This is a genomic window from Variovorax durovernensis (assembly GCF_977011995.1).
On record NZ_CDRNCW010000001.1, the window covers coordinates 3,466,723 to 3,486,414 of the forward strand.

Sequence of the window (19,692 nt, forward strand, 5' to 3'; positions counted from 1 at the left end):
CGATGAACACCGTGCGCGCAGGCACTGCGCTTCCAGCGAACGAAGGCACAACGGGCCAGGTGCCCGTCGACGGTCTGGCCCCGCGCGAGCGCCGCTGGGCGATGCTGGTCATCGTGCTCGGGCTGATCGTGTCGGTGCTCGACGGCACCATCGTCAACCTGGCGCTGCCGGGCATCGCGCGCGAGCTGCAGGCCAGCCCGTCGCAGGCGATCTGGGTGGTCAACGCGTACCAGATCGCCACGCTGGTCATGCTGCTGCCGCTGGCGTCGCTGGGCGACCTGGTCGGCTACCGGCGCGTGTACCTCGTGGGGCTGGCGGTGTTCACGCTGTCGTCGCTGGCCGCCACCTTCGCCAATTCGCTCGCCACGCTGACCGCCGCGCGTGCCTTCCAGGGGCTGGGCGCGGCCGGCATCATGAGCGTGAATGCGGCGCTGGTGCGGCTGACGTACCCCTCGTCGCAACTGGGCAAGGGCATGGCGCTGAATTCGCTGGTGGTCGCCACTTCGTCGGTGGCGGGGCCTTCGGTGGCGGCGGCCATTCTTTCGGTGGCTTCGTGGCCGTGGCTCTTTGCCATCAACGTGCCGCTGGGCATCGTCACCTTTGCGCTGGGCATGCGGGCGCTGCCGTTCAACCGGGTGGCGCCGGCCGCCGGGCTGCGCTTCTCGCCGGTGGACGTGGCGCTCAACGTGCTGATGTTCTCGCTGGTGTTCCTGGGCGTCGACCGCCTGGGCGTACGCGAAGGCGGGGTGCAGGGCGCCGGCGGCTCGCAGGCCTCGGCCTGGGGCATCCTGCTGGCCGGGCTGGCGGTGGGCTTCGTCTACCTGCGGCGGCAGCGCAAGCAGGCGGTGCCCCTTTTCCCCATCGACCTGCTGCGCATTCCGGTGTTCGCGCTGTCGATGGGCACGTCCGTAGCCGCGTTCTGCGCTCAGATGCTGGCCTATATCGCACTGCCTTTCCTGCTGCTCGACGCCTACGGCCGCAGCCACATCGAGGCCGGCCTGCTCATCACCGCGTGGCCGCTGGGCATCGTGGTCATGGCGCCCATTGCCGGGCGGCTGATCGGCCGCTACCCCGACGGGCTGCTCGGCGGCATCGGCCTGGCTTTGCTGGCCGGCGGGCTGGCACTGCTGGCGGCGTTGCCGGCGCACCCGGGCAATGCCGACATCGCCTGGCGCATGGCGCTGTGCGGCCTGGGCTTCGGGCTGTTCCAGTCGCCCAACAACCACACCATCGTGACCTCGCCGCCGGCGCACCGCAGCGGTGCGGCCAGCGGCATGCTGGGCACGGCCCGGCTGACCGGGCAGACGCTGGGCGCCGTGGTGCTGGCGGCGGTTTTCAGCCTCTGGAGTCCGCACGGCGGGCACGGCCCGGTGGTCGCGCTGGTGCTGGCGTCCTGCTGCGCGGCGGTGGCGGCCGTCTTCAGCAGCTTGCGCCTCAAGACGACAAAACCGGGCTGCTGAATGAGTTAGGGTGCTGACCTATGAAGGAAGTACCTGACACGGTGGTCTGCCCCGGCTGCGACGCGATCTACAGCCGCGCGCCGCTGCACCCCCGCGACGTGGCGCATTGCCCGCGCTGCGGCACCGAGCTGGCCCGGCACCCCGGCCAGCAGCAGCGCCGCATCCTTCCGCTGACGGTGGCCTGCCTGATCATGTTTGCCATCGCCAACCTGTTTCCCATCGTCGAGATCGAGCTGCAGGGCCTGCGCAGCCAGACCACGCTGGCCGGCGCGGTGGTGGCGCTGAGCGCCGAGGGCATGTCGGTGGTGGCGCTGCTGGTGCTGGCCACGACCATTCTTTTTCCGTTCCTGCAGCTGTGCATCCTGGCCTATCTGCTGGTGCCGCTGAGCCGCGAGCATCGGCCCGCGGGCTTCGCGCTGCTGGTGCGGGCGATGCAATCGCTACGGCCCTGGGGAATGATCGAAGTGTTCCTGCTGGGCGTGCTGGTGGCCATCGTCAAGCTGTCGAGCATGGCGACCGTGGTTCCGGGGCCGGCGCTCTGGGCCTTCGTGGCGCTCACGGTCATGCTGACGGCGGTGCTGTCGTTCAACCCCGGCGCGTTCTGGGAAATGACCTTCCGGCCGAAGGCGTCCGATGCCGATACGGACGAGGGCGGGGCGTCCGCATGAAGCTTTTTCCCTTTCGCAGGGCCGCTCGAGAAGAGCACGCCCATGAAGACCACGAGGACGATGACGCCCCGGTCGCCACCGCCGCGTCGCTCGGCCTGCTGGCCTGCCGGCATTGCGGCGCGGTCTGGAAGGACGCGGAGGAGGGCGAGGCCTGCGGCCGCTGCGGCACCCATCTGCATACACGCAAGCCGCAGAGCCTGAACCGCACCTGGGCCTTCCTGATCGCGGCCTGCATGATGTACATACCGGCCAACCTGCTGCCGGTGATGATCACGCGCACGCTGTTCGGCGCGCAGTACGACACCATCCTGAGCGGTGTCATCTATTTCTGGGTGTCGGGCGCCTACGGCCTCGCGGCCATCGTCTTCATCGCCAGCTTCCTGGTGCCGCTGTTCAAGCTCGCGGTCCTGTTGTTGCTTGTGGTGCTGGCGCAGCGCGGCAGCACCTGGCGCCAGCGCGAGCGGGCAAGGCTTTATCACATCATCGAGGTCATCGGCCGCTGGTCGATGCTCGACGTGTTCGTGGTGTCGCTGCTGACCGGGCTGGTGCAGATCCAGGGCTTCGCGGTCATCACCGCGGGCGTGGGCATCGCGGCCTTCGGCTCGGTGGTGGTGCTCACGATGCTGGCTTCGCTGAGCTTCGATCCGAAGCTCACCTGGGACAGCAAGGAAGAGCAGGCCCTCGTCGAGGGCCGGGAAGTTCCGCAGGAACATGGCAAAAGGGACGAGAAACCAGCATGAGTGAACCAGAGCAACCGCAAGACGACAAACCGGCGCCCTCGGCGCTTCCCAGGCCGCGCGTGGTGCGACGGCGCGAATGGCTGCCGTCGCTGATCTGGCTGATTCCCATCGTCGCGGCGCTGGTCGGCATCACGCTGGTGGCGCGCATCCTGATGGATCGCGGCCCCGAGGTGGTGCTGACCTTCAAGACCGCCGAAGGCCTGGAGGCCGGCAAGACCGCCGTCAAGTACAAGGACGTGCAGATCGGCCTCGTCACGCGCCTGCGGCTGGCACGCGACCGGTCGCATGTGCGCGTGCTGGTGCAGTTCAACAAGGACGCGGAGAGCTTCACCGCATCGGACTCGCGCTTCTGGGTGGTGCGCCCGCGGCTGGACACTTCGGGCATCTCGGGGCTGAACACCTTGCTGTCGGGCGCCTACATAGGCGCCGACGCGGGGGTGTCGAAGGAAACCTCGGGGGAATTCACCGGGCTCGAAACCCCGCCCATCGTCACGCGCGACGACTCTGGCCAGCAGTTTCTTCTGCGCGCCAACGACGTGGGCTCGCTCGACGTGGGCTCGCCCGTGTACTTCCGGCGCGTGAAGGTCGGGCAGGTGGCCGCCTACGAACTGGACGGCGACGGGCGCGGCGTGACCATCCGCGTGTTCATCAATGCACCCTACGACAAGTTCGTCGGCATGAACACGCGCTTCTGGCAGGCCAGCGGCATCGACGCGCAGCTCAGCGCCAGTGGCTTCACGCTGCGCACGCAGTCGCTCGCAACAATTTTGCTGGGCGGTATTGCGTTCCAGGCGCCCGACGACGCGATGGGTCCGCTGGCCAAGGCCAACGCATCGTTCACGCTGGCACAGGACGAGGCCACGGCCATGAAGGAGCCCGACGGTCCCTCGCAGACGCTGCTGATGTATTTCAACCAGTCGCTGCGCGGCCTGACGCCGGGCGCGCCGGTCGACTTCCGCGGCGTGGTGATCGGCGAGGTCAAGTCGATCGGCGTGGAGTTCGACCGCGCCGAGCGCGAGTTCCGCATGCCGGTGCTGGTGCAGGTCTACCCCGACCGGCTGCGCCGCAAGGAGAACCACGGCAACACCGAGGCCACCGAGTCGCGCGCCACGCAGCAGGAGCGGCTGCGCTTCCTGGCGGAGAAGGGCCTGCGAGCCCAGCTGCGCAACGGCAACCTGCTGACCGGGCAGGTCTACGTGGCGCTCGACTTCTTCCCGAAGGCGCCGGCGGCCAAGATCGACGTGACGAAGAACCCGATCGAGCTGCCCACGGTGGCCAACAGCCTCGACGAGATCCAGTCGCAGGTGCAGGAAATCGCGACCAAGCTCAACAAGGTGCCCTATGAGCAGATCGCCGGCGACCTGCGCACCACGCTCGCCACGCTCAACAAGACGCTGACCGCCACCGAGCAGACCGTGAACCGCATCAACAGCGACGTCACGCCCGAACTGGCGGCGGCCATGAAGGACGTGCGCAAGACCGTCAACACGGCAGAGCGCACGCTGGCCGACGACTCTCCGCTGCAGCAGGACATGCGCCAGACGCTGCGCGAACTGACGCGCGCGGCCGGCTCGGTGCGCGTGCTGACCGACTACCTCGAGCGCCACCCCGAATCGCTGCTGCGCGGCAAACCGGACGACAAGAAATGAAGTTGAAACTTGCATTCATCGCACTGACGGCCACGCTGGCGACCATGCTCGCAGGCTGCGCCAGCAAGCCCGACAACTACTACACGCTCGCGAGCCCGGTCACCGCCGCCGACGCGGCGCCCTCGACGCTTGGCGGCGCAGTGCCGCTCTACATCGAGCTGGCGCCGGTGGCCGTGCCCGAGCGCTTCGCCCGCCCGCAGATGGTCGTGCGCCAGCCCAACGGCAGCGTGCAGGTCGAGGTGCTGGAGCAGCACCGCTGGGCCTCGTCCTTCGAGAACGAGCTGCGCGATGCGCTGGCCAGCGGCATCGCCGGTCGGCTCGGTGCGCTCGACGTGACCAAGGGCGGCCGGCAGACATCGCAGCCGGTGTGGCGCATCGCGGTGCAGCTGCAGCAGTTCGACGCGGTCGATGGCGGGCGCGTGGATGCCGGCTTCAGCTGGACCTTGCGGCGCTCGGACGAAGCGCGCACGCTGGTGTGCCAGCTGAACCTCGGCGAAGCCGTGGGCAGCGGCATGGACGCGGTGGCGCGCGGTGCGCAGCGCGTGACCGCCGCGGCGGCGGCGGCCATGGCGCGCAGCGTGGATGCGGCGCGCGCGAATCCGTCGGCGACGACCTGCGCGACCTGACTCTTTCCCTTGGCAGAGCGGGGGCAGGAGCAATAAACCGGAGACCCTCATGGCACAGATCGGCAAGGCGCCCTGCGACGACACGCTGATCCTGCACGCAGCCAGGCCGCAGGAAAGCGCCTGCCCCGAAGCCTCCAAGCCCTGGGTGCTGGCTGCCGCCATCGTCGGCTCCAGCATGGCCTTCATCGACGGCACCGTCGTCAACGTCGCGCTGCCGGCCATCCAGTCCGACCTGCATGCCACCGCCTTCCAGGCGCAGTGGGTGGTCGAGTCCTATGCCTTGCTGCTCGCCGCGCTGCTGCTGGTGGGCGGCGCGCTGGGCGACCTTTACGGGCGGCGCCGCATCTTCGCGATCGGCGTGGGCCTCTTCGCCGTGTCTTCTGTGGCATGCGCGCTCGCGGGCAGCGTGCAGCAGCTCATTGCGGCGCGGGCGGTGCAGGGCATCGGCGGCGCGCTGCTGGTGCCGGGCAGCCTCGCGCTCATCAGCGCCGCCTTTCCCGAGAAGGAACGCGGCAAGGCCATCGGCACCTGGTCGGGCTTCAGCGGCATCACGGCGGCGGTGGGGCCAGTGCTCGGCGGCTTCCTGGTCGACCACTTCTCATGGACCTGGGCCTTTCTCATCAATCTGCCGATGGCTCTGCTGGTGCTGTGGATCGTGTGGCGCCACGTGCCGGAAAGCCGCGGCGCCTCGGCCGGCGGAGGGCTCGACATCTGGGGCGCGCTGCTGGCCACTGCAGGGCTGGGAGGCATCGTCTATGCCTTCATCGAGGCGCCCACGCAGGGCTGGCGCGCACCGGCAGTGCTGGCCGCGCTGGCCGTCGGCGTGCTGGGCAGCGCGGGCTTCTTCTTCGCCGAGCGCAAGGTACGCGCGCCTATGCTGCCGCTCGGGTTGTTGCGCATCGGCAATTTCAGCGGCGCCAACCTGCTGACGCTGCTGCTCTATGCGGCACTGGGCGGCAGCCTTTATTTCTTTCCGCTCAACCTGATCCAGGTGCAGGGCTACTCGGCCACGGTGGCGGGCGCGGCGCTTCTGCCGTTCATCTTCATCATGTTCGCGCTCTCGGGCTGGGCGGGGCAACTGGTCGACCGGTTCGGGCCGCGCATTCCGCTGGTCGTTGGGCCTTCCATCGCCGCCGTGGGCTTCGCGCTGTTCGCGTTGCCGGGCGTCGGCGCGAGCTACTGGAGCGGCTTCCTGCCAGCCGTGATGGTGCTGGGCCTGGGCATGGCGGTGACTGTCGCACCGCTCACGACCACTGTCATGAACGCGGTCGGGCCCGACCTGGCGGGCGTGGCCTCGGGGGTGAACAATGCGGTGTCGCGCGCGGCGGCGGTGCTGGCGATCGCGGTGTTCGGCGCTGTCATGGCGGCGGTCTTCGACGTGGCTCTGGCAGGCCAGTTGCGCGAGATCGGCGCCTCGGCGCAGGTGTCGGCGTTCCTGGAAGGCGAGCGCAGCAAGCTGGCCGGCGCGGCGCTGCCGCCGGGTGTCGATGCGGCTACGGCGGCGGCGCTCAAGCGGGCTGTGGCCGAGTCGTTCGTGGCGGGGTTCCGGTGGGTGATGCTGCTGGGTGCGGGGTTGGCGGTGTTGAGCGCGGCAAGTGCATGGGTGATGATCCGGCGCACGGCCACCGCGGAAGGAGCCGGCGGCAAGACCTGAGACTGAGGAGACATTCCGGTGCAGGAAGAACAACACTTCGATGTATTGATCGTCGGCGCCGGTCTCTCGGGCATCGGCGCCGGCTACCACCTCCAGGCCAACTGCCCGGGCCGCAGCTACGCGATCCTCGAAGGGCGCGAACGCAGCGGCGGCACCTGGGACCTGTTCCGCTACCCGGGCATCCGCTCGGACTCCGACATGTACACGCTGGGCTATTCGTTCCGGCCGTGGACGCAGGCCAAGGCGATTGCCGATGGCCCGTCGATCCTGAAGTACGTGCGTGAGACAGCGCAGGCACATGGCATCGACCGGAAGATCCGCTTCGAACATCGCGTGGTGCGCGCCTCCTGGTCTACGCCCGAAGCACGGTGGTGGGTCGACATCGAGCACGGCCCAGGGCGCGAGCCGCTTCGCATGAGCTGCAACTTCCTCTTCATGTGCAGCGGCTACTACAGCTACACGGCCGGCTACACGCCGGAGTTCGCGGGCACCGCCGACTACACCGGCCGCATCGTCCATCCGCAGCATTGGCCCGACTACCTGGACTACGCAGGCAAGCGCGTGGTCGTGATCGGCAGCGGCGCCACCGCGATGACGCTGGTGCCCGCGCTGGCGAAGACCGCCGCGCACGTCACGCTGCTGCAGCGCTCGCCGACCTACGTGGTGTCGCGCCCGGCCGAAGACCCCTTGGCCAACCGGTTGCGGCGCCTCTTGCCGGCACGGTTGGCGTATGTCATCACGCGGTGGAAGAACGTGTTGCTGAGCATGCTGTTCTTTCGTCTTGCGCGGCGCAAACCGGAGCGCATCAAGCGAATGATCCTGGGCGGCGTTCGCCAGGCGTTGGGGCCGGGCTACGACATAGCCACGCACTTCACGCCGCGCTACAACCCGTGGGACCAGCGGCTGTGCCTCGTGCCCGATGGTGATCTGTTCGCGGCACTGAATGCGGGCCGTGCCTCGATGGTCACGGACCACATCGACCGCTTCACGCCGCGTGGCATCCGGCTGAAGTCGGGCAAGGAGCTGGAGGCCGACCTGATCGTCACCGCCACCGGGCTCGACCTGCAGGTGCTCGGCGGCATCGCACTCGATGTCGACGGCGTTCCCGTCGATCCGGCCGCGACCTTCAACTACAAGGGAATGATGTACAGCGACGTGCCCAACCTCGCGTCGTCGTTCGGCTACACGAATGCCTCATGGACATTGAAGTGCGACCTGACCTGCGAGTACGTCTGCCGGCTGCTCAACCACATGGACAAGCACGGCTGGCGGCAGTGCATGCCGCGCAACACCGATCCGGCGCTGATAGCCGAGCCGTGGCTCGATTTTTCTTCGGGCTACGTGCAGCGCTCGATAGGCAAGTTCCCGAAGCAGGGCTCGCGCGCGCCGTGGCGGCTGTACCAGAACTACGCGCGCGATCTGATGAGCTTGCGCTTCGGGTCGGTGGCTGATGGCGTGATGGAGTTTTCGAACCCGCGCAGCGGCGTCTAGGCCGCGGGCATGTGCGCGGGCGAGAGCAGGGCGTCCAGTTCCGTCCACAGCGGATCGCATTGCCCCGCCCTGAACGCAGCCGCCCTGAAGGTCGGATGCTCGCCGTGATAGGTGTCCCACAGCGTGCGGTGCCCGTCCGCCACGCAGGCCCGCACATTGGCAAGCCGGTCGGCCGCCTTCACCACCAGCGCCAGTTCCTCATCGCCAGTCACTTTTGCCAGCGCCGCATAGGTCTTGGCCTTGCGTTCCTTGCGATTGGCGCCGGGCGCGTCGGTCAACAGCGCCACGCACTTGGCGACGAGGTCGCCGAAGCGCGATTGCACGTCGGCCACGGTGGCCTCGGTGTCTTCCACCACGTCGTGCAGGAAGCCGACGACGCGTGCCTGCTCGCCATAGGGCTGAAGCAGGGCGGCGACGGCGTCGAGGTGGTGCACGTACGGGTGCACGCCGTATTTCTGGTCGCCGTGCATCTCGACGGCATAGGCTCGGGCGGCTTCGGGTGTCGACGAGGTGGTGGTCATGGGCGTCCTTTGATTTTTCCATTCTGCCTTTGCGGGCGACTCTGTTGACAAGGGACGCCCACCGCTTCGATACTGAACTCTCTGGTTCATCGTTGAAGCAAAGGAGACCCGCATGCAAAAGATCGTTCCCTGCCTCTGGTTCGACCGCAACGGCGAAGACGCGCTGAAGTTCTACACCGGCATTTTTCCGAACTCTCGCGTGACCGACAAACTGCTCTGGGGCGACACCAACCCCGCACTGAAGGGACAGCTGCTCACCGCGATCTTCGAGCTCGAAGGGCAGGAGTTCATGGTGATCAACGGCGGGCCGCAGTACAAGTTCACTCCGGCCATCTCGATGTACCTGCGGTGCAAGACGCAGGCCGAGGTCGACAACTACTGGAACAGGCTGCTCGAAGGCGGTGGCGAGCCGGTGCAGTGCGGCTGGCTCACCGACCGCTACGGCGTGTCGTGGCAGATCGTGCCCGACGGCCTGATCCAGATGTTCCAGGACAAGGACGCGGCCAAGGCCGCGCGCGCAATGCAGGCGATGATGAAGATGGTCAAGCTCGACATCGCCGAGGTGCGCAAGGCCTACGACGGGGCGTGATCCGCCGCCGTGGCCCTGCCGGTGTCTACACCAGCCGGTGGATCGCCTTCTTGCGCCAGACCAGCTGGTAGTACGCGGTCTGCAGCAGCAGCATCGCGCCGAAGGTCACGGGGTAGGCGATCCAGATGCCGTCCAGCCCGATGCGGTGGCTCATGGCATATGCCACCGGCACTTCGACACCCAGGATGCAGACGATGGAGATCAGCGTCGGCACCAGCACCGAGCCGCTGGCCCGCATGACCCCCGACAGCGCCGCCGCCATGCCGAAGATCACCAGGCTCCACAGCATGATGTGCAGCAGCGTCTGCGCGATCTCGAGCACTGGCTCGCTCGTGATGAAGAACGCCATCAGGTGGCGCGAGAACAGATAGCCCAGCACCACCAGGCTGCCGGTCAGCACCACGTTCATCAGCAGCGCGGTCTTGGCGATGGCGCCGAGCCGGTTGGCCCGGCCCGCGCCGATGGCCTGCGCGCCGAGAATCGACGCGGTGATGGCGATCGAAATGGCCGGGAACTGCACGTACGCCACCACCTGGTTCACCGCGCCGTAGGCGGCCGTGGCGCTGGAGCCGTAGCTGTTGACCATCGACAGCAGCACCACTTCGGCCAGCGCGACCACGATCATCTGCACGCCCGTGGGCACGCCGATCTTGAGCACTGCCTTCAGCAGCTGCGGCTGGATGCGCAGGTGGCGCATGAACTCCGCGTCGGGTGCCAGCGGGCTCTTGCGCTGGCGCAGCCGGAAACCCAGCCAGGTGGTCGCCACTGCGAACGACAGCACCGAGGCCCAGGCGCCGCTGGCCACGCCGAGCTGCGGAAGGCCGCCCCAGCCCCGGATGAGCGCTGGCGTGACCACCAGCCCGATCAGCGTCGAGATCATCAGCGTGAGCAGCGGCGTCACGGTGTCGCCCACGCCACGCAGCATGGCGGTGGCCAGCAGGAACACGAACACGCCCGGCATAGCGATCAGCATGATGCGGGCATAGCGCGTGGAGTCGGCCAGCACGTCGGGCGGCGTGCCCAGCGAAGCCAGCATGGGCGTGGTGAAGGCCCCGCCGAACACAGCGATGACGAGGCCCGCGAGCACGCCCACGGTGAGCGTGGTGCCGGCCACGGCCTTGGCCTTGGCGGCGTCGCGCGCGCCCCAGGCCTGGCCGATCAGCACCGAGGCGCCGGCGCCAAGGCCGATGATGAAGGCGATGAAGAAGAACATCACCGGGAAGAAGCTCGACACGGCCGCCAGCGCGCTCACGCCGAGCATCTGCCCGACATAGATGTTGTTGAGCGTGCCCGAAAGCGATTGCAGGATGTTGCTGAGCAACATCGGCGCGAGGAAGAAAAGGAAGACCTTCCACAACGGCCGCGCGGCGCCGGCGGGCGCGACCGGCACGCCCTTCATGCCGCTGGGGCCCGTCGTGCCGGGTGCTTCAGTGGGTACTCTCATTCATGGCTCCAGCCGGGGGCGGACAGTTCTTGCAGGTGGGCGCGCAGGTCGGCGGGCCAGGGTTCGATCAGGTTGCCGAAGCGTTGCTCCTCGCCGGCGAACAGGGCGCGCGTGGCTTCCTCGAAGCCGGGCAGGTTGCCCGCGATGGCGGTCATGACGCGGTAGGTGGTCTCGCGCGAGGCGCGCACCGCGTCGCGATCGGCATGCACGCGGCGCGCCTCGTCGACCAGCTTGCGCAGCGCGACCGAGGCGCCGCCGGGCTGGCGGCCGAGCCAGTCCCAGTGGCGCGGCAGCAGCGTGACTTCGCGCGCGACCACGCCGAGCTTGGGGCGGCCGACGCCGCGCGGCGTTTCGTCGCGGTGTTCGGCTTCGGGGTCGGGCAGTTCGCGCAGATCGAGGTCGAGCTGCGCACCGGTCTGGTCGTCGAACACGAGATAGGGCCCGGGGTCGTCGCGGCGACGAAGCTGGTCGAGCACTTCGGCGCGGGTGCCGCGTGCGATGCGCCGGAAATCGAAGAACACCGTGAGGGTGGTGGGAGGGGTGTCTGGTGACATGCGGATGTTGTGTTTCCTGATTCCTGTCGAAAGAGGAGGCCGGGAGAAACGAGTTGCGTAATCTACCCGCTGCGGCGCCCACGTGTGCGCCGCGTTGTCGCTCAGATGGCTCGCAGCACGGCGTGGGCGCCGGACAGCTGTTGCGGATCGATGGAGCGGACTGCCTCCTTGCAGTGCGCTTCGACAGTCGCGGCCGCATCGCGCACCAGTTGCCGTCCGCCGGAGCGAAGCGCGGCATGGCGGCTGTTGTCGGTGCCGGCACCTGCCACGCGTTCGGCCAGGCCCGTTTTCTCGAGCAGCACCATCTTTCGGATCAGCGCCGACATCGGCAGCCCCAGCGTGCGCGCCAGGTCTGCCATCGGCATGCGGCCTTGCTCCGTGCGCAACAACAGATAGAGGAGGGTGAAGTCGGCGAAATTCAAGCCGTGGAAAGCACCGAGATCGTCGTCCAGCTTCAGCGCCAGGCTGGCGTGGGCGCGGCCCAGGTCCAGGCAGAAGGAGAGGGCGTCGGTGCTCATGGCTTGTTGTAGCCCTTCTCGCTGAAACACTGCAGTTCTTCCTGCCAGAGCGCGAGCAGCTTTTCGAGTTCTGCCTTGCGATCGAAGGCGGGATCGTCCTCGCGCTCCTTGACCCGGTCGATCACCTCGAAGCTGAAATGCGCCGCGCCCTGCGCGACCCAGTCCTGCCCCAGGGGCTTGCAGCGGTGGGAGCCCATGTTGAGCTCGAAGCGCGCACGGTTCATGGCGCCTTCGACGTCGAGGCTGCCGGCCACATAGATGCGGCCGTTCACCGTGTTTCGCACGACGAAGACGCCTGCCGGGCGCACGGATTCCTTGTATTGGCGGCTCAGGGCGCGCCTGTTTTCGGGTGACAGGTTCATGCGCCGAATATTACCCGGATTAAATTAAACCAGCAATACACCCGGGTAAAATTAACTCAGCCTTCCCTGAATCGCCGCCATCCCCGAGCGATGCGTGCCTTGACCGCGCGCACTGTCCGCCACGGACGGCTTTGCCGAACGATGGTGAGCACCCGGTCTTTCCAGGCTTTCCAGCGCGGATACCAGCGCGCGAACCAAGGAATGCGCATGAGCGGCCGCTCGACCAGCTGGAAGATCCGCGCAACGATGGCCGTGCCCACCAGCTTGGCGAGCACCAGCACGGTCAGCGCGGTGGCGGCGTGGCCACGGCTGAAGAGGAAGAGGGCGAGCACCTTCACCGGCAGAAGCAATATCACCGGCACGAAGAAGGCCAGCAGCGCGCCCCAGGGCGGCAGTTGGCGCAGGCGGTTTTCGAGGCGCGCCCAGAGGGGAAGGCGCGCGAGCCGCGCCATGAGCGCGGCCAGCGGCTCCCAGCCCCACTCCTCGAAAAGCAGCAGCGGAACGAGGAGCGCGGTGCCCAACGCGCGGACGAGGGCACGAAAAACGCGCAGGACGCGCGCGAAAGGTGTCATGCGCGAAGGTTAAGGCAAGGCGCTGCTCGCGCGGCGCCTGCCGCCGACCCTACTTGCGCGTCGGCAGGAAGAACAGATACTCGCCGCGGCCCAGCTCCGGCGTCACCTCGTAGCCGGGGCATACGTCGCCTTCGCATTGGATGATGACGACGCGCGGCCAGATGGTCGCCGCCGTCGGGTAGCCGGGCATGTACTGCGGCACGTGCCACACGCCGAGGTCGCCTACCGGTTGGGCCTTGTCGGTGCCGGATGCGTTCTGCAAGCCGCTGCCCATGTTCATGCGCTGGATGCGCAGCGTGTCCAAGGGCGGCGGGGCCGCCGCCGCGGCTGTTGCCAGGCAACACGCCGCGGTCCAGAGAAATACGGTCCTGGTCATCATGGACTCCGCGCGCTCACTGCGGGTAGGCCATCGACTGCGGCGCGGTGGCGATGTCGCCGACCGGCTCCGCCGACAGGATGCGCTGCGCGCGCAGGGCGGCCGCCACGTCGCTGGCATCGATGGTCGTCACCGTCGCGCTGGACACCGGCATCGAGACCACGGCCGGCGGTTCGGCTGCAGCCACCGGCTGCGCGACGGGTTGCACGACCGGTTCCGCGGCAGCGACGGGCGGGGGTTGCACCACCGCGACCGGTGCCGGTGGCGGGGCAGGCACGGGCGCCGGCGGAGCCATCGCCACGGGGGGCATGGGTGCGGAGGCGACGGGGGCAGCAGGGGCTACGGGTCGCGTCGAGGAAACCGTGGGCGCGCCAGCCGACGAGGCTTGCGGTCCGTAGGCGCCTACGCGCTCGTCGGCGGTCATCGATTGCGGGCACTTGGTCCCGGTCATCTCCAGTGCCGCCTGGGCCGCCGGGTCCATGCAGTCCATTGCCAACGACGCTGCCTTCATGCCCTTGTTCCAGAGCTCGCGGCTCATCTTCAGGCGCTTGCAGTGCTCGTCAGTCCAGGTGGTGCCGAAACTGAGCCCGACGCCGGGGCCGTTGGCACTCGCGCTGGTGCTGCCCATGCAAGTGTCGTTGCTGGTGGTCAGGTTGGGTCCGTTGACCGACGGCACGTTCTTGATCGTGTAACTGCCCCCGTACTCGACGCCTGTCGTGCCGCTGCTGTTGACGTTCTGGGTGCTCGTCACGCTCGATGTGGTGTTCGAGGGGCCCGAGAACGTCACGGCCTGGTTGTTGCCCTGGGCCGACGTGGTGGCCGAACTGCTCGAGCCGTTGTTCGCGCCGCCTGCCGTCGTCTGAGCCATCGCCGCCGCGGATACCGTCAGCAATGCGAGGAAAAGCAATTTTTTCATTTTTTCAACTCCTTTGAAGGCCAGGGGAGGGGCCGGGGCCCCTCCCCATTTCCGAGTCCAACAACCGCTACATCGGAAGTTCAGGGTGCCGATGCGGTTGCGCCGGCGCCGGCCAGGCCGCCAGTGCCGCCACCGTTGCTGAAGCCGCCGGCATTGCCGAAGCTGACGTTGGTCACGCCAAAGGAGCCGCCGGTCGAGCCTGCCGTTGCCGACGTGGTGGTGCCGTTGATGAAGCCGTTGACCGCGCCGGAAGAAGCGCTGTAGCCCGAGGTCGTGCCCGAAGTGCGGGTCACGATGGCCAGGCCGCCGCCAGGACCGGCAGCTGTTGCGGCCGTGTTGTTGGTGACCGAACTGGCGCTGCCGCTGGCACTGCCGCTGATGGGGTTCGAGCCGCCAGCGCTGTAGTTGGCGTTGGAAGCCGCGCCGGCATTGGCAGAAGCGTTGGCGCCGCCCACCGCGAGGCCGTTGCCGGTCGTTGCGGCCATGCTGGTCACCGAGCCTTGCGTGGTTGCCGTGCCGCCGGCCGTTGCACCGCCGAGCCGGATGCCCGGGAAGCTGACTGCGCCGCCTGCTGCGTTGGCGCTGGCCGACGAGCTGGAGTTGGCTGCGTTGTAGCTCAATGCACTGCCCGTGCCGGAACTGGCTGCCACCGATCCGGCGGAACTGGAAGAGCCGGTCGTCGTGCTGGTGGCGGCCAGAGCCGTCGTGCTGGTTGCCGAGGCAACGCTTCCCACCAGAACCACTGCGATTGCAATGAGAGTCTTCTTCATGATGCTTCCTCGAAAGTGTGTGAAACGAACCTGATCGCCGGACCATCCGGCTATCAGCTAACGGTCTGTGAACGCGGAATGAAATGTTTCCGTGGCGACCGGAACGCAGTTTCAGCGTCGAGGAGGGATACAAAAATGCCCCAGGCTGGGTAATGCGAGGCTATGGCGAAAGGAGTGGATGAGCGGCTCCGGAACCGGTGCTTGAAACCGCTTCTCCATGCGACGGCAGCCTCGAAAACTACAACTTTCGTTGGACACAAATACATATCCGCAACAGAATGCAACCAAAGTAAACAAAAAAACTTAATTCAAGATTTTGAATGGAAATGGATTAACTTTTGGTCACGAACACGGTAGTCCATTTGTCACAAAGGGGTTGGAATGGAAAGCGAACTCGACATTTCATTGACAGACATCGGAACTGGGGCTAGGAAATATTCCCCCCCTGGACAGTTCGGCGGGCTGCTCGCACCGTCTGCCGACACACTTCCGTGGCCTGACTTTCTGACCGGTCAAGAGACCAAGCCGGTGCGAGTTCTTCTGGTCGACGACGACCCCTTCGTGAGACGCGTGATCGCCCAGGAATTGCTGAGCGATCTGCGCATCCAGCTCGAAGGCCAGGCCGGCACCCTGCGCGAAGGACGGCGCCTGCTGATGCAGCATGAATTCGATGTGCTGATGGTGGACATCCGCCTCGGTGACGGCAGCGGATTCGAGCTGATCGAAGAGGCCAAGAAACACCGCAGCGCCGCTGAGATCATCGTCATTTCGGCGCTCGAGGACGAACCCCAGGTGCTGCATGCCTTCGAGCTCGGCGCGTCGGGCTATCTGGTCAAGAACGCATGGTTCCAGAGCTATGCGCAGGCCGTGCTGCAGGTGGTCAACGGGGGCGCCGCCATCACCCCCCGGCTGGCCCGCCGGCTGCTCGTGCACCTCGATCACAAGCGCTCGAACGTGAACCCGGTGCGCCCGCCGGACAGCAAGGCGACGTTATCGTCAAGGGAGCGTGAAGTGTTGCGACTTGTAGCGACGGGGTATGTGACCGAAGAGATCGCATTGCAGCTCACCATCAGTGCCCAGACGGTTAACGCCCACGTCAAGAACATCTACCGCAAGCTGCACGCACACACCCGGGCCCAGGCGGTGAGCTTCGCGTCCCACCGGGGCCTGCTCTAGGGGGCGCAATGCTGACGCCGCAGGTCTTTCATCTACCGCACTTCCTGGAAGACCAGTACGTGTGGTTGTCGATAGCCTCGTGGTGCACGCTGCTGACCTGGCTGTGGCCGCGCATTCCCCGCCGCCGCGTGCTCATGTGTGTTGAGTTCCATGGAATCCTGACCCGCGATTTCCATCGAATATTGACCCACCCTCTTTGCGAGCCAGCCGGCTCACGGTGTGGATAAGTTCTTGGCTTTCTCCTTTTTAGGTTGGACTGCTTGAACGGGTTGAGCCGAGCTGTGCTTGAAGCGGAAGCTGTCGTTTCCGGTCTCCAGAATATGGCAGTGATGCGTGAGCCGGTCCAGCAACGCCGTCGTCATCTTCGCGTCGCCGAAGACGCTGGCCCACTCGCTGAAGCTCAAGTTGGTTGTGATCACCACGCTCGTGCGTTCGTAGAGTTTGGACAGCAGATGGAACAACAGCGCGCCACCTGATGCGCTGAACGGCAGGTAGCCCAGTTCATCGAGCACCACCATGTCCGCGTACATCAGTCGGTGCGCGATGTGGCCGGGATTGCCACTGGCCTTCTCTTGCTCGAGTGCGTTGACCAGTTCTACCGTCGAGAAGAAGCGCACCCGGCGGTGTTGGTGCTCGATGGCCTGCACGCCCAGCGCCGTGGCGATGTGGGTCTTGCCGGTGCCCGGACCGCCCACGAGCACCACGTTCTGCGCATCGTCCATGAACTCGCATCGGTGTAGCTGACGCACCAGCGCCTCGTTGACCTCGCTGTTGGCGAAGTCGAAGCCAGCGAGATCGCGATAGGCTGGGAAGCGAGCGAGCTTCAACTGGTAGGCCACCGAGCGTACCTCCCGCTCGGCTGTCTCTGCCTTTAGCAACTGCGAGAGCATCGGTTGGGCCGCCTCGAAGGCCGGCGATCCCTGCTCGGCCAGCTCCGCGACGGCCTGGGCCATGCCGTGCATCTTGAGTTCGCGCAGCATGATCACGATGGCGCCGCTGGCAGGGTCATGTCGCATGGCGCACCTCCTGGCTACTCGACTTGGAGTTCAGCGGCCCGCGCAGGCCGCCAGCAGCGCTGGCACGCCCCCGGAGCGTGTCGTAGCGCAGCACATCGGCCTTCGGCTCGTTCATCAGGCGCAGTGCCTGCGGTGCCGTGACAGGCGCCGGCGCAATGGGCTTGGCATCGAGCAGTCGGTGCAGCACATTCAGCACATGAGTCTTGCTGGCCACGCCGGCTTCCAGCGCCAGTTCGACCGCGGTCAGCACTGCCTGCTCGTCGTGGTGCAGCACCAGCGCCAGGATCTCCACCATCTCGCGGTCTCCGCCTGGCTGCTTCAGCAGCGCGGCCTGCAGCCGCCGGAAGCCCTGCGGCAGCTCGCTGAAGGGCGCTCCGTTCCTGAGCGCTCCTGGCTTGCGTTGCAGCACTGCCAGGTAGTGCCTCCAGTCGTAGACGGTCTGACCTGCGGTGTCGTGGCGACGGTCAATGATGCGCGTGTGCTCGCACACGATCTGGCCCTCGGCCGCCACGACGAGGCGTTCGGCGTACACGCGCAGGCTCACTGGCCGGTTCGCGTAGGAGGCCGGAACGCTGTAACGGTTGCGCTCGAAGTGCACCAGGCAGGTGGGCGAGACGCGCTTGGTGTGTTCCACGAAACCATCGAAGGGTCTGGGGATCTGCAACAGTAGTGGCCGTTCCTGCGCCCAGACATCGGCTACGGTCCCTGGCAGCTTGCCGTGGACGATCTCGCCCCACAGCGCCTTGCAGCGGTCCTCCAGCCAGTCGTTGAGCAGCGCCAGCGTGGCGAACGCCGGCACAGGTTGCCACAACCGGTGGCGCGCATCACGCACGTTCTTCTCGACCTGGCCCTTCTCCCAGCCCGAGGCCGGGTTGCAGAACTCGGCCTCGAACAGGTAGTGACTGACCATGGCGCTGAAGCGCGCGTTGATGTCGCGCTCCTTGCCGCGGCGTACCTTGTCCACGGCGGTCTTCATGTTGTCGTAGATGCCGCGCCGAGGCACGCCCCCGAGTACCTCGAAGGCCCGGTTGTGCGCATCGAACAGCATCTCGTGGGTCTGCAACAGGTAGGCGCGCACGATGAACGCACGGCTGTGGCTGAGCTTGAAGTGCGCCACCTGCAGCTTGGTGCGTTCACCAGCGATGACGGCCCAGTCCTCGCTCCAGTCGAACTGGAATGCCTCGCCGGGACCGAAGGCCAGAGGCACGAAGGTGCCGCGCCCGGTCGTCTGCTGGACCTCGTGGAGATGCGCATGCCACGCTCGTGCAAAGGCCGCCACGCGGTTGTAGGAGCCCTGGTAGCCCAGCGCCACCAGATCGGCGTGCATCTGCTTGAGCGTGCGCCGCTGCTTGCGTGACTTAGACGCCTCGCTCTTGAGCCAGCCGCCGAGCTTCTCGGCGAACGCGTCGAGCTTGCTCGGGCTGATGCGCTTCGCGTAGCTGGGCGCCGCCTCGCCCTCGCGAAGGTACTTGCGGATGGTGTTGCGAGACAAGCCCGTGCGCCGGGCTATCTCTCGGATGGACAGTTGCTCTCGCAGTGCCCAACGCCTGATGACACTCAGTGTCGCCACGTCAATCACTCCTGTGCTCCTGCTGCTAAAAGCAGCAGGTTAGGGTTATCACGTGGGTCAGATTTAGATGGAAATCACCGGGCCAAGTGGGTCACTTCTGGATGGAAATCAACACTCATGTGGGCAGGGCTGGCCGCCGCGATGCACCTCACGCCGGTGACGGCGCAGGTGCTGCGGGCCACCTCCACCATCACCGTGATGGCGCACGACATGCCCGCCACCTTCTGGGCGCTGCAGGTGCTCAATGTGTTGGTGCTGGGCATGATCGTGAGCATCTGGTACTTCTCCCAGCGGCGTGTCGCGCGCGGCCGCCTGATGGAGGCGGTGCTGGCCGAGCGCCGGCGCATCGCCAACGACCTGCACGACGGCGTGGGCTCCCGGCTGGTGGCGCTGCTGGCCAGCCAGGACCCGAAGGCCGCCGCCGCTCCCGACAGCCTGTCGATGGCCCTGCAGGCCTGCCTGCTCGAACTCCAGATGACGGTGGACGACCTGGACGACCAGACCACCGCCACCGCCGTCGAGCGGCTGGCCCACCTGCGCTACCGTTTGCAGCCCGCCTTCAACCGGCTGGGCATCGCGCTGGTGTGGGACATCGCCGCTTCGGCGCATGCCCGGCCGCTGCCGCCCGAATCCACCATGCAGATGTGCCGGGTTGCGCAGGAGGCGCTGTCGAACGCGCTGCGCCATTCGCACGCCACCCGCGTCGAGCTGCATTTCGGCCCGCAAAGCGGCGCCCAAGGGCTGGTGCTCGAGGTGCGTGACAACGGCCGCGGCATCGGCGCGGCGCCCGGCCAGCCGCCCGAGCAGTTCGGCAAGGGCCTGCGCAGCATGCGCGCCCGCGCGGATGCCATCGGGGGCGAGCTGGCCGTCATGGACGTCGCGCCGCACGGCCTGTGCGTGCGCCTGCTGGTGCCCTCCCAGGCAGCGGCGGGCCCGCAGGCGGGCGAGCGGGCCGAGTCCGAAAGCATGCTGTAACACGCCCGCCGGGCCGCCCGGCCGGGCGCGGCTCGCGCCTATGGC

At 67.1% G+C, this 19,692-nt stretch carries 21 protein-coding genes; 10 read left to right on the forward strand and 11 right to left on the reverse strand.

The genetic code is table 11. The features are described from left to right. Positions 1-2: 2 nt before the first annotated feature. From ACWV14_RS16500 to ACWV14_RS16530, 7 genes are read left to right on the forward strand one after another with little or no spacing between them, the layout of a single operon-like run. Positions 3-1,460, forward strand: a complete 1,458-nt coding sequence (locus ACWV14_RS16500; protein ID WP_454908342.1) for an MFS transporter — start codon at positions 3-5, stop codon at positions 1,458-1,460. 20 nt (positions 1,461-1,480) lie between these two features. Further along, complete coding sequence (locus ACWV14_RS16505) at positions 1,481-2,128, forward strand: paraquat-inducible protein A (protein WP_422086651.1); 648 nt, start codon at positions 1,481-1,483, stop codon at positions 2,126-2,128. Beyond that, positions 2,125-2,868, forward strand: a complete 744-nt coding sequence (locus ACWV14_RS16510) for a paraquat-inducible protein A (RefSeq protein WP_454908341.1) — start codon at positions 2,125-2,127, stop codon at positions 2,866-2,868. Before ACWV14_RS16505 ends, ACWV14_RS16510 begins: the two co-directional genes overlap by 4 nt. Next, positions 2,865-4,517 carry a PqiB family protein gene (locus tag ACWV14_RS16515; RefSeq protein ID WP_454908340.1) on the forward strand — a complete coding sequence of 551 codons (1,653 nt, stop codon included), beginning with the start codon at positions 2,865-2,867 and terminating at the stop codon, positions 4,515-4,517. The genes ACWV14_RS16510 and ACWV14_RS16515 overlap by 4 nt, the downstream gene beginning before the upstream one ends. Further along, on the forward strand, positions 4,514-5,143 hold the full coding sequence (locus tag ACWV14_RS16520; protein WP_454908339.1) for a PqiC family protein: 630 nt from the start codon (positions 4,514-4,516) through the stop codon (positions 5,141-5,143). The genes ACWV14_RS16515 and ACWV14_RS16520 overlap by 4 nt, the downstream gene beginning before the upstream one ends. Positions 5,144-5,192: 49 nt before the next feature. Then, positions 5,193-6,797 carry an MFS transporter gene (locus ACWV14_RS16525; protein ID WP_454908338.1) on the forward strand — a complete coding sequence of 535 codons (1,605 nt, stop codon included), beginning with the start codon at positions 5,193-5,195 and terminating at the stop codon, positions 6,795-6,797. A gap of 18 nt (positions 6,798-6,815) precedes the next feature. Beyond that, positions 6,816-8,288, forward strand: coding sequence for a flavin-containing monooxygenase (locus tag ACWV14_RS16530; protein WP_454908337.1), 1,473 nt, complete (start codon positions 6,816-6,818; stop codon positions 8,286-8,288). Here ACWV14_RS16530 and ACWV14_RS16535 read toward each other — a convergent pair. Continuing rightward, the gene (locus ACWV14_RS16535) at positions 8,285-8,809 is read right to left on the reverse strand and encodes an HD domain-containing protein (RefSeq protein WP_454908336.1); all 525 of its coding nucleotides are present in this window, start codon (positions 8,807-8,809) and stop codon (positions 8,285-8,287) included. The two genes, ACWV14_RS16530 and ACWV14_RS16535, sit on opposite strands and share 4 nt — an antisense overlap. Positions 8,810-8,921: 112 nt before the next feature. Between ACWV14_RS16535 and ACWV14_RS16540 the strand changes: the two genes are divergently transcribed. Then, entirely contained in the window at positions 8,922-9,398 is a 477-nt protein-coding gene (locus ACWV14_RS16540; protein ID WP_454908335.1) for a VOC family protein, read from the forward strand. A gap of 25 nt (positions 9,399-9,423) precedes the next feature. Here ACWV14_RS16540 and ACWV14_RS16545 read toward each other — a convergent pair whose 3' ends face one another. From ACWV14_RS16545 to ACWV14_RS16580, 8 genes are all read right to left on the reverse strand, one after another. Next, entirely contained in the window at positions 9,424-10,797 is a 1,374-nt protein-coding gene (locus ACWV14_RS16545) for an MATE family efflux transporter (protein WP_422089174.1), read from the reverse strand. Between the two features lie 41 nt (positions 10,798-10,838). Then, the gene (locus ACWV14_RS16550; RefSeq protein WP_454908334.1) at positions 10,839-11,396 is read right to left on the reverse strand and encodes a DUF2239 family protein; all 558 of its coding nucleotides are present in this window, start codon (positions 11,394-11,396) and stop codon (positions 10,839-10,841) included. Between the two features lie 101 nt (positions 11,397-11,497). After that, complete coding sequence (locus tag ACWV14_RS16555; RefSeq protein WP_454908333.1) at positions 11,498-11,914, reverse strand: AsnC family transcriptional regulator; 417 nt, start codon at positions 11,912-11,914, stop codon at positions 11,498-11,500. Then, positions 11,911-12,276, reverse strand: coding sequence for a GIY-YIG nuclease family protein (locus tag ACWV14_RS16560; protein WP_454908332.1), 366 nt, complete (start codon positions 12,274-12,276; stop codon positions 11,911-11,913). The genes ACWV14_RS16555 and ACWV14_RS16560 overlap by 4 nt, the downstream gene beginning before the upstream one ends. A gap of 56 nt (positions 12,277-12,332) precedes the next feature. After that, entirely contained in the window at positions 12,333-12,848 is a 516-nt protein-coding gene (locus tag ACWV14_RS16565) for a hypothetical protein (protein ID WP_454908331.1), read from the reverse strand. Between the two features lie 49 nt (positions 12,849-12,897). Continuing rightward, complete coding sequence (locus ACWV14_RS16570) at positions 12,898-13,224, reverse strand: hypothetical protein (protein WP_428745014.1); 327 nt, start codon at positions 13,222-13,224, stop codon at positions 12,898-12,900. 16 nt (positions 13,225-13,240) lie between these two features. Next, on the reverse strand, positions 13,241-14,140 hold the full coding sequence (locus tag ACWV14_RS16575; RefSeq protein ID WP_454908330.1) for a hypothetical protein: 900 nt from the start codon (positions 14,138-14,140) through the stop codon (positions 13,241-13,243). An 80-nt stretch (positions 14,141-14,220) separates the two neighbouring features. After that, a complete protein-coding gene (locus ACWV14_RS16580; protein ID WP_454908329.1) occupies positions 14,221-14,910 on the reverse strand; it encodes a hypothetical protein in 690 nt (229 codons plus the stop codon). Between the two features lie 381 nt (positions 14,911-15,291). Between ACWV14_RS16580 and ACWV14_RS16585 the strand changes: the two genes are divergently transcribed. Further along, positions 15,292-16,086 (forward strand): LuxR C-terminal-related transcriptional regulator, encoded by a 795-nt coding sequence (locus tag ACWV14_RS16585; protein WP_422086666.1) that lies wholly within the window; start codon positions 15,292-15,294, stop codon positions 16,084-16,086. 212 nt (positions 16,087-16,298) lie between these two features. Here the strand turns inward: ACWV14_RS16585 and istB are convergent, their stop codons facing one another. Beyond that, entirely contained in the window at positions 16,299-17,102 is an 804-nt protein-coding gene (istB, locus tag ACWV14_RS16590; protein ID WP_454901618.1) for an IS21-like element helper ATPase IstB, read from the reverse strand. After that, positions 17,092-18,681 (reverse strand): IS21 family transposase, encoded by a 1,590-nt coding sequence (gene istA, locus ACWV14_RS16595; RefSeq protein WP_454901620.1) that lies wholly within the window; start codon positions 18,679-18,681, stop codon positions 17,092-17,094. Before istA ends, istB begins: the two co-directional genes overlap by 11 nt. 108 nt (positions 18,682-18,789) lie before the next feature. On the opposite strand from istA, the gene ACWV14_RS16600 reads away from it, so the two are divergent. After that, a complete protein-coding gene (locus tag ACWV14_RS16600) occupies positions 18,790-19,647 on the forward strand; it encodes a sensor histidine kinase (protein WP_454908328.1) in 858 nt (285 codons plus the stop codon). Positions 19,648-19,692 lie beyond the last annotated feature (45 nt).